Source organism: Paenarthrobacter sp. 22069, assembly GCF_052046035.1.
Taxonomy (GTDB): Bacteria; Actinomycetota; Actinomycetes; order Actinomycetales; family Micrococcaceae; genus Arthrobacter.
The window spans coordinates 18,346-32,063 of the sequence record NZ_JBQEQF010000033.1 but is presented as its reverse complement, the minus strand read 5'-3'; the positions used below and the strand labels follow the sequence as shown (position 1 = coordinate 32,063).

The 13,718-nt window shown below is 64.7% G+C and carries 9 protein-coding genes and 1 tRNA gene; 4 read left to right on the top strand and 6 right to left on the bottom strand.

The window, feature by feature from the left end; translation table 11 throughout:
- Positions 1 to 46: 46 nt before the first annotated feature.
- The 5 genes from ACTJK0_RS19765 to ACTJK0_RS19745 all read right to left on the bottom strand — a co-directional run bounded on the left by ACTJK0_RS19765 (position 47) and on the right by ACTJK0_RS19745 (position 6,588).
- Positions 47 to 1,006 (bottom strand): 2-hydroxyacid dehydrogenase, encoded by a 960-nt coding sequence (locus ACTJK0_RS19765; RefSeq protein ID WP_440746327.1) that lies wholly within the window; start codon positions 1,004 to 1,006, stop codon positions 47 to 49.
- Positions 1,003 to 2,202 carry a pyridoxal phosphate-dependent aminotransferase gene (locus ACTJK0_RS19760; RefSeq protein ID WP_440746326.1) on the bottom strand — a complete coding sequence of 400 codons (1,200 nt, stop codon included), beginning with the start codon at positions 2,200 to 2,202 and terminating at the stop codon, positions 1,003 to 1,005. The genes ACTJK0_RS19765 and ACTJK0_RS19760 overlap by 4 nt, the downstream gene beginning before the upstream one ends.
- Before the next feature lie 321 nt (positions 2,203 to 2,523).
- Complete coding sequence (gene fdhA / locus ACTJK0_RS19755; protein WP_440746325.1) at positions 2,524 to 3,738, bottom strand: formaldehyde dehydrogenase, glutathione-independent; 1,215 nt, start codon at positions 3,736 to 3,738, stop codon at positions 2,524 to 2,526.
- A 145-nt stretch (positions 3,739 to 3,883) separates the two neighbouring features.
- On the bottom strand, positions 3,884 to 5,290 hold the full coding sequence (locus ACTJK0_RS19750; RefSeq protein ID WP_110543247.1) for a ferredoxin reductase: 1,407 nt from the start codon (positions 5,288 to 5,290) through the stop codon (positions 3,884 to 3,886).
- Positions 5,287 to 6,588 (bottom strand): aromatic ring-hydroxylating dioxygenase subunit alpha, encoded by a 1,302-nt coding sequence (locus ACTJK0_RS19745; protein WP_110543245.1) that lies wholly within the window; start codon positions 6,586 to 6,588, stop codon positions 5,287 to 5,289. Before ACTJK0_RS19745 ends, ACTJK0_RS19750 begins: the two co-directional genes overlap by 4 nt.
- Before the next feature lie 508 nt (positions 6,589 to 7,096).
- On the opposite strand from ACTJK0_RS19745, the gene fdh reads away from it, so the two are divergent.
- From fdh to nrfD, 3 genes are read left to right on the top strand one after another with little or no spacing between them, the layout of a single operon-like run.
- Complete coding sequence (gene fdh, locus ACTJK0_RS19740) at positions 7,097 to 10,423, top strand: formate dehydrogenase (RefSeq protein ID WP_110543244.1); 3,327 nt, start codon at positions 7,097 to 7,099, stop codon at positions 10,421 to 10,423.
- A complete protein-coding gene (locus ACTJK0_RS19735) occupies positions 10,424 to 11,434 on the top strand; it encodes a 4Fe-4S dicluster domain-containing protein (protein ID WP_440746324.1) in 1,011 nt (336 codons plus the stop codon). It begins immediately after the preceding gene.
- Complete coding sequence (gene nrfD, locus ACTJK0_RS19730) at positions 11,431 to 12,522, top strand: NrfD/PsrC family molybdoenzyme membrane anchor subunit (RefSeq protein ID WP_440746323.1); 1,092 nt, start codon at positions 11,431 to 11,433, stop codon at positions 12,520 to 12,522. The genes ACTJK0_RS19735 and nrfD overlap by 4 nt, the downstream gene beginning before the upstream one ends.
- A 14-nt stretch (positions 12,523 to 12,536) precedes the next feature.
- Here nrfD and selD read toward each other — a convergent pair whose 3' ends face one another.
- Entirely contained in the window at positions 12,537 to 13,559 is a 1,023-nt protein-coding gene (gene selD / locus ACTJK0_RS19725) for a selenide, water dikinase SelD (RefSeq protein ID WP_110543239.1), read from the bottom strand.
- A gap of 44 nt (positions 13,560 to 13,603) precedes the next feature.
- On the opposite strand from selD, the gene ACTJK0_RS19720 reads away from it, so the two are divergent.
- Positions 13,604 to 13,698 (top strand) — tRNA-Sec (locus ACTJK0_RS19720).
- The last annotated feature ends 20 nt before the right edge of the window (positions 13,699 to 13,718 follow it).

Sequence of the window (13,718 nt, the reverse complement as noted above, 5' to 3'; positions counted from 1 at the left end):
TGCCCGCCCGATGCGTGACCACTTCACACACGGAGTGCCCGTGCGGCTAGTTGATCGGGGCTGGCGGTCGCTCGTCGCTGAGCACAGCCAGGGTATTGTCGGCCGCCAGCATTGCCATCGCCGTGCGGGTCTCGACGGTGGCGGAACCGAGGTGCGGCACGAGCACCACGTTCTCAAGCTCGAGCAATCCGGGGTGCACACTGGGCTCGTTCTCAAAGACGTCCAGCCCGGCGCCCGCGATCTGCCCATCGCGAAGCGCAGAAGCGAGCGCTGCCTCGTCGACGATCGGTCCGCGCGCGGTATTAACGAGGTATGCCGAACTCTTCATCGAAGCGAGTTGTCCGGCGCCGATCAGGTGATGCGTGGCAGGCCCGTAGGGGCAGTGCAGGGAGACGACGTCGGAGATGGCCAGCAACTCATCGAGCTCAACGCGCCGGGCACCAAGCTCTGCTGCAATCGCGGGGTCGATCTCACTGCGTGACTGGTAGACGATTTCCATGCCGAAGGCCTTGGCCCGGCGTGCGGTGGCCTGGCCGATGCCGCCCATGCCGACGATGCCGAGTGTCTTGCCTTGGAGGCTGCTGCCGAGCAGGAAGAACATGCCCCACTTCCAGGCCTGGCCGGAGCGGATGAGCCGTTCCCCCTCGCCGAGCCGTCGGGTCGCCGCGAGGATGAGGCCGAGCGCGATGTCGGCCGTGGCCTCCGTGAGCACGCCCGGCGTGTTGGTGGCCACGATGCCCCGTTCGGTGCAGGCGGGCACGTCGATGTTGTCGTAGCCGACGGCGACGTTCGCGACCACTTTGAGCTGCGGGCCGGCGGCGTCGAGCAGCTCTGCGTCTATGCGTTCGGTGAGCAGGCTCACCACGGCATCGGCGCCGGCTACCCGGCGCAGGAGTTCCTCGCGGCCAATCGATTCAGGGCCGGACCAGGCATCGACTTCGTGCTCGGCGCGCAGCTTCTCAAGAGCGGTTTCGGGTATGCGTCCCGTGACGACGACCCGGCTCATGCCGTCTCAATCCACTTGCGCAGGCGACCGAGGCCGTCGCGGATATCGGCGACGTCGATGCCCGAATAGGCGAGCCGGATGTACTGCCGCTCTTCGCCGGGCTGGCGGCGGCCGAAGTGCTCTCGGGTGCAGAAGGAGACGCCGGTTTCGTACAGGGCTGCGGAGGCGAAATCGCCGACTGCCGTGTAGCCCATACGCTCCATGACCTCGCTGACGTCGGGGAAAAGGTAGAACGTGGACTGCGGTACGGCCACGTGCATGCCGGCGATATCGTTCACGAGTTCGCATGCTGCATCCCGGCGCACCCGCAGGATGTCGAGCATCTGCTGTACGGGTTCCTGCGTGCCGCGAAGCGCTTCGATCCCGGCCCATTGCACATAATGCGTCGTGCACGACTCATCGTTGGTGTTGAGGGTGCTGAGAATTTTGGCGATCTCGATCGGAGCGACGGCGCAGCCCAGGCGGGAGCCGGTCATGGCGAACTTCTTGCTGAAGGTGTAGAGGATCACCGTGCGCTCCGCCATGCCGGGAAGCGAGGCGATCGAGCTGGAGACTCCCTCATAGCGGGTTTCGAAGTATGCCTCATCGGAGAGTACCCAGAGGTCGTGCTCCTGCGCGAGCTGGGCAATCGCCTCCCGTTCTGCCCTCGTCGACTCGGCCGAGATCGGGTTCTGCAGGTCGTTGTAAATGATTGCGACCGTATTCGGGGTAATCGAGGCGCGCACCTGGTCCAGGTCAATCGCGAAGCCCTGGCTCGTGGGCAGATAGCGGTAGGGGACGGCGGTGCCACCCAGGTACTCGATCTGCGATTCGTAGATCGGGAAGCCGGGGTTCGGATACAGCACTTCCTGGCCGGGGTTCATGACTGCCTGCAGGAACTTGGTGATAACCGGCTTGCCCCCCGTCATCACCACGACGTTGTCGGGGGAGAACTCGATACCGCGGCGGGCCCCGAGGTCGTCCGCGAGGGCCTCCCGCAACTGCGGGATCCCGGGGCCGGGGCAGTAGCCCGTGTAACCGTCGGCGATGGCACGGTTCATCGCTTCGACGATGTTCGGGGCCGTTGGGATGTTGATGTCGCCAAGGTGGAAGGGGTAAACGGGGTTCCCCTTCGCCTTCCAGGCAGCGGCGGCCTGGGCGACACTGAAGGCAGTTTCGGTGCCCAGGCGTTCGAGCCGGTGCGCGAGTTTCTGCATAGGTTCCACTCCTCATTGAGTTGGTGAGGTCCTGCTAAGGACCGCGTCCTAGTATAGAACTTATATATCAAGGACTGAAGTAAGATATATCTGCGATTTCAAATGTGTGCCCCATGCCGAGCAACACAAACCGTGTCACTGGCGGGGAGGGGGCCACTGCCCGCGTCAGGGGAAGAAGCGCCGAAAAAGGGGAAGCCGGACAGGATTCTTCTTATAGCCGGACAGGTTCTTCTCTTAAGAGGACACGGCCGCTGCACCACCGTTCGGTACGGTGGTGCAACGGCCGCATTGGCCTGCGCTGGTGAGCCCTCCTACCTCGGACTAGTTGCTGAGGTAGCCGTTCGGATCCAGGACGTATTTCGTGGCGGCTCCTGCGTCGAATTCCGCGTATCCCCGGGGAGCATCGTGCAGCGGGATGGCCTTGGCGTTGACCGCCTTGGCAATCTGGATCCTGTCGTGCAGAATCGCCATCATCAGCTGGCGGTTGTACTTCATCACGGGGCACTGACCCGTGGTGAAGGAGAGGGACTTTGCCCAGCCGGTGCCCAGGGACAGGGACAGGCTGCCTTTCCGTGCGGCTTCGTCCGCGGCACCAGGGTCCCCGGTGACGTAAAGGCCGGGAATGCCCACCGAGCCACCGGCGGTGGTGAGGTCCATCAGCGAGTTGAGGACGGTGGCCGGTGCCTCCTGTGCGCCGTGGCCGTGTCCACGGGCCTCAAAGCCGACGGCGTCGATGCCGGAGTCGACTTCCCGGACGCCGAGGATCTGCTCGATCTGGTCGGCGGGGTCGCCGTTGGCCACATTGACGGTTTCGCAGCCAAAGGACCGGGCCTGGGCGAGGCGGTCTTCGTTAAGGTCGCCCACGATAACCACCGCGGCTCCGAGTAGTTGGGCACTGGCGGCCGCGGCAAGGCCCACCGGGCCGGCTCCGGCCACGTAGACCGTGGATCCGACGCCGACGCCCGCAGTGACGGCGCCGTGGAAACCGGTCGGAAGGATGTCGGAGAGCATGGTCAGGTCCATGATCTTCTCCAGTGCCTGGTCCCGGTCGGGGAACCGCAGCAGGTTCCAGTCCGCGTAGGGGACCAGGACGTACTCGGCCTGGCCGCCAACCCATCCGCCCATGTCCACGTAGCCGTAGGCGGATCCGGGGCGGTCCGGGTTGACGTTCAGGCAGATGCCCGTCTTGCGTTCCTTGCAGTTCCGGCAGCGTCCACAGGAGATGTTGAAGGGGACAGAAACAATGTCTCCGACCTTGATGAACTCGACGTCGGGTCCGGTCTCGATGACTTCGCCGGTGATCTCGTGGCCCAGGACGAGCCCGGCGGGGGCAGTGGTGCGGCCGCGGACCATGTGCTGGTCCGAGCCGCAGATGTTGGTGCTCACGGTGCGGACGATGACCCCGTGCGGGACCTTCCGGCCAACATTGGCGGGATTGACGCCGGGGCCGGCCTTCAGTTCAAACGAGGGATAAGGGGTGTCGATGACCTCGACGACTCCGGCCTCCTTGTAAGCAACGGCTTTGTTACCTGACATGGGCATGGCTCCTATGGTTGGTGTTCGAATTGGCAGGGAAGGCCTGACGCTGGCTGCATCAGACCTTCCGCGAGGCAGTTGTTGTCAGTTTTCGTGAAGCTGATGGGTGGAACGATGTGCCCGGACAGGGTCCTCCGGGCCGCGGCTAGGCATCGATAACCATGTCGGTCAGCGCGGTGGAGCAGCAGGGCAGGAACTTGCCCGCCGTAATCTCACGTGCCCGGATACCGCCTTGGTGGTTCATCTCCACCTCGCCGGAAAGCTTGACGACCTTGCAGGATCCGCACATGCCTTCCTTGCAATTGGCGCCGATACGGACGCCTGCACGCTGGGCCACTCCGAGGATATGTTCGTCCGGGTCGATCAGGACATTGATGCCCGTCCGCATGAAGGACAAAGTGAGGCTGCCCGTTCCCACGGTGTCAAAGCTCGAGGCGTCGGGGGTCGCGGCTGCCGGTTCCGTAGCTGAACTGTGGCCGGCGGCGGGAGCATCCGGGTCGACCGTTTCCAGCGGCAGCCCCGTTGCCTTCAACGTTCCATCGGCATCGTAGCCGGGCTCGTAAAGCCCGAAAGCGCTGGGCTGGCTCTCGAAATAGTCCTCGGCGGAATCGGCGATTTCCTCCGCAATTTCCTCAGCGATGTCCGTCGCAAGCGCGATTTCTGCCTGGTATTCAAGGAGCGTCTGGCGATCCCCTGAGAAGAATTCCATGTAGATGGAGGTGTCATCGACGCCGACCTTTTGGAGCAATTCCGAGGCGGTGTTCAGGTAGCCCTCTGGGCCGCAGGCATAGACCTGGCGGCCGTTGGCATCGGGCGCAACCTCGTCGATCATGGCAGCCGTCAGCCGTCCGCTGAGCCCTGCCCACCCTTCCGGCTTGCTCCGGTCGCCCAGTGAATAGAAGACCTTGACGCGCGAATCGACGGAGGCAATGTAGGCCAGCTCCCGGTCGAAGGCAAAACCGCCGGCTTCCGCACCGTGGTAGAGCACCACCACGTCTGCCGTTCCGGGCAGCGAGTGGATGGTCCGCAGCATTGACATGATGGGAGTGATGCCTGCGCCGGCGGCCAGGAAGAGGTACCGTGCACGCCGGTCGGCGTCGGGCAGGTGGAAGGCTCCTACTGGCCCCAGCATGTCGAGGACGGTCCCGGGTTTGACGTTCTCATGCACCCACGGTGACACCAGCCCGCTGGAGTCGCGTTTGACGGTGATGCTGAAGGTCCACGGCTCGGTGGGCGAGCTGGAGATGGAGTAGCTGCGGTCCACCGGGTCCTGGTCCTCGCCGTTCACCGGAAAGGCGATATTCACGTACTGGCCGGCACGGAACGCCAGGGGTGCACCATCGCAGCGGCGGAACACGAACGTCATCATGCCGCCGGCCTCGGGTACGGTCTCGACACATTCGGCCATGAACTCCTGCGGATGCCAGGGACCCAATGCACGGGCAGCGCGGGCGGGTGCCTCCGTGCTGCCCATGACCCTGTTCCACGGCATCTCAAGACCGCGTATGCGGTGGGGCTCCTGGACTACCGTTTCGGTAAGGAGTTCCGTCATGCCAAGTGCTCCTGAACGCGCTGCACGTACCAGTTGATGAATGCCTCTACCTGGTATTCGCTCTTCATGTACGGGCCGGGCTGGTACGCGGGGCTGCCGGCGCCCTTCTGGCACAGTTCCACGAACGCCTTGTCCTGCAGGTTTGTCTGCTTCCAGGTGTAGGTGAGCTTGTCCAGGTCGTAGTCGACGCCCTCTTCGGCGTCGTCAGCCACCAGCCAGGTGGTGCGTACCAGGGACTGGTGTTCGTTGATGGGGAAGACACCGAACGTGATGACGTGGTCTCCCAGGAAGTGGAACCAGCTGTTGGGCTGCAGGTGCATCGAGCAGCGGCCAAGGCGGAAGTCCCGCAAGTCGCCAAGCAGCTTCTTGGAAAGCCGGCGTCCGTCGGGCGAGAACGATTCGCCCTCACCGTCCAGAGATTCCCGTGAGATGCGGATTCCCGCGATGCGCGTGTCCAGCTCCTCAACTACTTCGTAGGGGAGGCCATAGCGGCGGCAGCGCTCCTCGAGCGAGGACTGTGCGTTCTTGTTGCGGTCCCACACCTCCTCAAGGTGCGCCGGGATGAGCCCCTCCGTGAGGCCCCAGGTGGGGAAGAGGGAACAGGCAAGCTCGGGGTGGCCGTCGCAGTGGTAGCACTCACGGTTGTTCTCCATGACGAGCTTCCAGTTGCCTTCTTCGATGATGTTCTGCTGGTAGGCAATCTTCGTCTTCGACAAATCGTGGGGTGCGAGGTAGGGCTCAAAGATTTTTGCGGTTTCGTCGAAGTCTGTCGGCGGTTCATCTGCAATGCAGACGAAGATGAGGCCGGCGACCTCGCGGCCGTGGGCGCGCTTGAGGCCGAAGCAGCTCTTGTCGAACTTCGTTTCCCCCGGGGCCGAAGCGTGGATCAGGTCGCCGGTGGGCGAGTAGGTCCACGAGTGGTAGCCGCAGACCAGGTTTCCCGTTGATCCGGTGGATTCGGTCAGCACACGGGCGCCGCGGTGGCGGCACACGTTGTGCAGAACGTTCACGCCGCCGTCGTCGTTGCGCAGCACGATCAGGGAATAGGGGCCGTAGTCGACAGTGACGTAGTCGCCCGGTTCCGGCAGTTCGGCGGTGCTGGCGGCAAAGATCCAGTGCTGGCCGAAAATGGCCTCCATGTCGAGGCTGAAGATTGTGGGGTCCGTGTAGAAGGGTGCATCGAGGGAATATCCCTTGCGCCGGAACTCGAACAGTTCGGTGATTTCCGCCAGTTGCCCGGCGGGCAATGATGAAGCGAGTTTTCCGCGCTTGAGGGGGACGTTCACTGAAGCAGTCATGATGGGTTTCCTCCCGGGAGGGCTGGGTGGTCTGTGATTCATGGGGACCGAGGGGTTGGTGGTGACAACCGGGGTTGTCGGAAATTTGTTGTCATGAAGTTGGGGAGGACCGACATGCAACGATGCGACCATCGTGGACAAGTCCAAACGCGCTGTACGCAACATCGATCACCATATGCAACAGTGTGACGCCTGCCACGCACACTGTCAATCTATTAATCGGCGTTGTCGAAAACGACGTGAATACGGGCAAATCAGGGCTGCAGCGCATGCACAATTGTTCCGTCCGTGCCTGGCCCGGCTGCCCGCCATTGATGTCTGAAGCGGAAGGCGCACGACGGCGGCGCGGCCCGTCGTCGTACATGTTTAGTTGGCGGGGACTGCTTGGCTGGATGGCCCGCGTGCATTGAAGCGGTCCGCGTTGGCGTCCGATTCGGCGCAGTCCGTTCCTTAAGACACGCGAAAGCTGTCCTGTTGCTTTGGCGGCGCTTCGGGTTATGCTCCTGAAATGGCACCGCGAAGTTTTCTTCAATGGCCGGTCGTCCGTCAGTTGAGCACGGGGGATCTGCTGGGCCGTGGGCCCGCCGTCACTTCGGCCAAAACGAAGGCCATTGCCCCCCGCACTGCTACTGCTGACCGCGTTGTCCAGAGCGTGTGCCCGTACTGTGCTGTTGGCTGTGGGCAGCGTGTCTACGTTAAGGACGAAAAGGTCGTCCAGATCGAAGGCGATCCGGATTCCCCCATCTCGCGCGGCCGGCTGTGCCCCAAGGGTTCTGCCAGCGAGCAACTGGTCAATTCACCCGGCCGGCAGACCAAGGTGCTTTACCGTGCACCCCGCTCCAAGGAGTGGCAACACCTGGACCTGGCTACGGCGGTCGAGATGGTGGCCGACCGGTTCCTTGAAACCCGTCGCAGGACGTGGCAGCAGGAGGACGACCAGGGCAGGCTGCTCCGCCGCACCATGGGTATCGCCTCGCTGGGCGGAGCAACCCTGGACAACGAAGAAAACTACCTGATCAAGAAGCTCTTTACTGCTGCGGGGGCGGTGCAGACCGAGAACCAGGCCCGCATATGACACTCCGCCACGGTTCCCAGTTTGGGAGCCTCGTTTGGACGCGGTGGTGCGACGCAATCACTGCAGGACATGGCCAACGCCGACTGCATCGTCATCCAGGGTTCCAACATGGCCGAGTGCCATCCCGTTGGATACCAGTGGGTGGCGGAGGCTAAAGCCCGCGGAGCGAAAGTCATCCATGTGGACCCGAGGTTCACGCGGACCTCGGCGGTGTCAGACAAGCACATTCCCATTCGCGCCGGCTCTGATGTGGTGCTCCTTGGCGCGCTTATTAACTACGTCCTTACCAATGACCTGTGGTTTAAGGAGTACGTGAGCGCGTACACCAATGCCGCCACGCTTGTCCACGAGGATTACCGCGACGCCGAGGACCTGGGCGGCCTGTTCTCAGGCTTTGATCCGGAGAAGCGCGCTTACGACACCTCTTCATGGGCCTATGCGGAAAAAGAAGACGGCGCCATTGACGAGCCGGGGCCCGGTTCGGAACACGGCGCGGATGCCACGGCGCGTGCGGCCGGCCACGCTTTTGGAAGCGGCGGCCCGCCCTTGGAGCACGCGGAAGTGCAGCGCGACGACACCCTCCAGGACCCGCGGACTGTCTTCCAGATCGTGAAGCGGCACTACGCCCGGTACACCGCGCAGATGGTGCAGGACATGTGTGGCATCAGTGTCGCGGACTTCGAGTACCTGGCCCGCACCATCACGGAAAACTCCGGCCGCGACCGGACCACGTGTTTCGCCTATGCCGTCGGTTGGACCCAGCACTCCCTGGGAGCGCAGTTCATCCGGGCAGCCGCCATCCTGCAGCTCCTCCTTGGTAACGTCGGCCGCCCGGGCGGCGGAATCATGGCGCTGCGCGGCCATGCCAGCATCCAGGGCTCCACGGACATCCCCACGCTGTTCAATCTCCTGCCCGGGTACCTGCCGATGCCCAGCGCCGGACGCCATGACAGCCTCGAGGATTACCTGTCAGTCATCGGCTCGAAACAGCAGAAGGGTTTTTGGGCCGACGCCGATGCCTACACCATCAGCCTCCTGAAGGCCTGGTGGGGTGACGCCGCAACTGCCGACAACGACTGGGCTTACGACTACCTTCCGCGGCTGACCGGAGCCCACGGTACCTACGAGACAGTGATGGGCATGCTCGAGGATGAAGTGGAAGGCTACTTTATCCTCGGACAAAATCCGGCGGTGGGTTCGGCCCACGGCCGCATGCAGCGGCTCGCCATGTCCCATCTGAAGTGGCTTGTGGTGCGCGACCTGAACCTCATCGAGTCCGCCACATGGTGGAAAGACGGGCCGGAAATCGAATCCGGGGAACTGCGCACGGAGGACATTGAAACCGAGGTGTTCTTCCTGCCTGCCGCGACCCATGTCGAGAAAGCCGGCTCGTTCACGCAGACCCAGCGGCTGCTGCAGTGGCGGCACCAGGCCGTGGCACCGCCGGGGGAGTGCCAAAGCGAACTGCAGTTCTTCTTCGAGCTGGGCCAGCGGATCCGCGAGAAGCTGGCCGGATCAAAAGACGAACGGGACCGGCCCCTGCTCGACCTCACCTGGGACTACCCCACGGATGAGCATGGCGATCCGGACGCCGAAGCCGTGCTGGCGGAAATCAACGGACGCCACCTGGACGGTCCAGATGCCGGCAAGCCAGTATCGGCGTACACCGAACTCCGCGCCGACGGATCCACGGCGGCCGGCTGTTGGATCTACACCGGCGTGTACGCTGACGGCTTCAACCATGCCGCCAACCGCAAGCCGGGCGGGGGACCGGAGCCTGCGGCCCCGGAATGGGGCTGGGCATGGCCAGCCAACCGCCGGATCCTCTACAACCGTGCGTCGGCCGATCCTGCCGGCAAGCCGTGGAGCGAGCGCAAGAAGTACATCTGGTGGGACCAGGAGCAGGGTAAGTGGGTCGGTGACGACGTGCCGGACTTCCCCGTCGACCGGGCGCCGGGCAGTAAGCCGGACCCCTCCGTCGGTGGACCAGCCGCACTCAGCGGGGATGATCCCTTCATCATGCAGGCCGATGGCAAGGGCTGGTTGTTCGCGCCGAAAGGCCTTATGGATGGCCCCCTTCCCACCCATTACGAAGCCCAGGAATCACCGGTGGCGAACGCGCTGTACCCGCAGCAGCAGAGTCCTACTCGGCTCGTGTTCCCCCGCGCGGATAACCTCAGCGCACCAAGTGCTGGAACCAGCGGGGCGGACGTGTACCCGTACGTCTTCACTACGTACCGGCTCACGGAGCACCACACGGCGGGCGGGATGAGCCGCTGGCTTCCTTACCTTTCGGAACTCCAGCCGGAGATGTTCTGCGAGGTCTCGCCTGAACTGGCCGCCGAGAAGGGCCTGGAGCCCTATGGGTGGGCCACGATCATCTCGCCCCGGTCCGCCATCGAGGCGAAGGTGCTTGTCACGGACCGGATGAGACCCTTGGCTGTTGGCGGCCACACCGTGCACCAAATCGGGCTGCCCTACCACTGGGGCGTCGGCAGCAATGCCGTGGTCAGCGGTGATGCCGCCAACGACCTGCTGGGCGTGACCCTGGACCCAAACGTCCAGATCCAGGAGTCCAAGGTGGCTTCGTGCGACATCCGTCCGGGCCGCCGGCCTCGCGGGAAAGAACTGCTTGCCTTGGTTGCCGAGTACCAGGAGCGGGCAGGACTGACCGCCGATACCGGTAACCGTGCCGTCACTGACCCAGCGGCTGAAGGCATTGAACCGGCCGTGGGTACCGATCCGACAAGGGAGGACTAGATGGGCCAGTTGTCCGGACCGACAGACCCCACAGCCGAAGCCCACTGGGAACACAATCATCCGCGCAAGGGATTCTTCACTGACACGTCGATCTGCATCGGCTGCAAGGCCTGTGAAGTCGCCTGCAAGGAATGGAACCATAATCCGCAGGACGGAAACCTCGAGTTGCTGGGGTCTTCCTACGACAACACCGGATCGCTCGGTGCCAGCACCTGGCGGCATGTGGCGTTCATTGAGCAAGGCCAGGACCGCATTGCCGAGGCCCGCGAATCGGGCCGGGCGCTGGTCAGCCTGGGCATGCCCCGTATTGGTCCTCCCGCCCCGGCTGGGTCCGTGCAGACGGACGTGGCAGGAGCGGATACCACGCCGCCGGACACCGCGGACTTCCGGTGGCTGATGTCCTCGGACGTCTGCAAGCACTGTACGCACGCCGGATGCCTGGACGTCTGCCCGACGGGGGCCCTTTTCCGCACCGAATTCGGCACCGTCGTGGTCCAGGACGATGTCTGCAACGGCTGCGGAACCTGCGTGGCCGGCTGCCCCTTCGGCGTTATCGAGCGGCGCAGCAACGGCACGGTCAAGGTCGCCGCCAGCAGGGAGGAACAGCACGCCAAGCACCCCGCCGTTCCGAACGAGGGAATCGCCCAGAAGTGCACGTTGTGCTACGACCGGCTGGTGGCCGACGAGACGCCGGCCTGCGCCAAGGCATGCCCGACGACATCCATCAAGTTCGGCGACCACGATGACATGGTGGAAACAGCCCGGGAGCGCGTCGCCACTCTGCATGCGCAGGGCATGACCGAAGCAAGGCTTTACGGTGCGAACGAGAACGACGGCGTTGGCGGAACCGGATCCGTGTTCCTCCTGCTCGATGAGCCCGAGGTGTACGGCCTCCCGCCGGACCCGCGTGTCCCCACGGCCGATCTGCCCCGGATGTACCGGCGGGCAGGTATGGCAGTAGCGGGGATGGCCGCGGCCGCAGCATTGGCTTTCCTGGGAGGACGGGCGTGACCCTTTCCGAATTCGACAGCTTCCGGCCTGCGGAGCCTGCCCGGCGCCGCCGCCAGGACGGCAAACCCGGCGTGCGCCGGCGCAGGGACAACGGGGACGGTTCCCGCGAGATGCCCATGGTCCCGGAGCCGGAATTCACCTCCTACTACGGGCGCTCCGTCGTCAAGCCCGCACCCTGGGGCGATGACGTCGCCATTTACCTGTTCCTGGGCGGCGTGGCAGCAGGCTCGGCACTGCTTGGCCTCGGCGGGCAGTTGACCGGACGTCCGATCCTGCGCCGGAATGCCCGGCTGGGTGCTTTGACCGCGGTGGGCGCCGGCGCTGTCGCTTTGGTGAAGGACCTGGGCAGGCCGGAGCGGTTCCTGAATATGCTGCGGACCTTCAAGGTGACCTCCCCGATGAGTGTGGGCTCCTGGATCCTGAGCGCCTTCAGTGCCGGCGCGGGCGTCGCGGCAGTGGCGGAAATCGACCGGATGAGCGGAAACCGGCTGCCGCTGGGACCGCTGCGCACGGTCCTGCAGGCAGTCGAAGGACCGGCAGGCGTTGAGGCGGCGTTATTTGCCGGACCTCTGGCGGCGTACACTGCGGTGCTGCTTGGCGACACCGCGACCCCCACCTGGAACGCCGCCCACGAGGAACTGCCGTTTGTCTTTGTGAGTTCCGCGTGTCTCGCATCCGCCGGGCTGGCCATGGTCACCACGCCGGTGCGCGAGAGCGGTCCTGCACGCAACCTGGCCGTGCTCGGGGTGGTGGGCGACGTGCTTGCCATGAAAATCATGGAGCGCCGGATGGATCCGGTGGCAGCCGAGCCCCTGCATCAGGGCAAGGCAGGCACCATGCTGAAATGGAGCGAACGGCTGGCATTGGCCGGCGGATTGGGTGCACTTTTGGGCGGCCGCAACCGCGTCGCGGCTGCGGCTTCAGGGTTGGCTTTGCTGGCTGCTTCGGCACTTACCCGGTTCGGCGTGTTCGAGGCCGGGCTGGCCTCCGCCAAGGACCCGCGGTACACCATCGAACCGCAGAAGAACCGGCTGGCGGCCCGCCGCGCCGCCGGCGTGACCGGCGACGCGATCACCACCGGCAGCTGACTGGCCGCCACGCGTCAGCGAATCTGGATCCCCCGGCCTGCGGTGGTGTGTCCGATGACGGGGTGCCCGGGCAGTTCGCCGACCACCAGCAGCCCGCCGGAGGTCTGAGCGTCGGCCAGCAGCAGGAGATCGTCTTCCGTGATGCCCGGCGCGGTATCGAGGTGCGGGCGCACCCAGTCGAGGTTGCGCTGCGTGCCGCCGGAGACAAAACCGTCGCGGAGGGCCTCGCGGGCTCCCTCAATCACTGGTACAGCCTTGAGATCGATCACTGCGCCCACGTCCGACGCGCGGACCATCTTGTGAAGATGCCCAAACAGACCAAAACCTGTGACATCAGTTGCAGCGCGGACCCCGGCGGCAACAGCGGCTTCCGAGGCGTCGCGGTTCAGGGCCGCCATCATCTCTATCGCCTCGGCGAACACCTCACCGGTCTTTTTGTGCCGGTTGTTCAGAAGCCCGACGCCGATTGGCTTGGTAAGCGTGATGGGCAACCCCGGCTGGGCGGCATCGTTGCGCAACAACTGGTCCGGGTGCGCGACCCCGGTGACCGCCATGCCGTACTTGGGTTCCGGATCATCAATGGAGTGGCCTCCGAGCACGGGGCAACCGGCCTCGGACGCCACGCTCAGCCCGCCGCGGAGGACCTCCGTCATCAGCTCCATCGGCAGGACCCCGCGGGGCCAGCCGACCAGGTTAATGGCCGTAACAGGCTTACCGCCCATGGCGTAAATATCCGAGAGCGCATTGGCGGCGGCGATCCGCCCCCAGGCGAAGGCATCGTCGACCACGGGAGTGAAGAAATCGGCGGTGGTCAGGACAGCAAGATCCTCGCGCACCAGGACGGCTGCGGCGTCGTCGCCACTGTCCAGGCCAACCAGCACCTCTGCACCCGGCTGGCCGATGAGTCCGCGGACAGCATCCTCGAGTTCGCCGGGGGGAATCTTGCAGGCGCAGCCTCCTCCATGGGCATAGTCGGTGAGCCTGAGCGCGCCGGCGCCCCCATCGGGTTGCTGAACTGACGTCTGTGCCTCAATCACCCGCCTAGCCTACCCCCGGCAGACGACCTGCTATATTGATCCGCGGTGGCGTCCGGGTCCTGGTGGGCCCCCCGGTCTTCAAAACCGGTGAGGCTGAGCATCTCGGCCTGGCGGGTTCGATTCCCGTCCGCCACCGCCAATTTTCGGCAGTGGATGCCG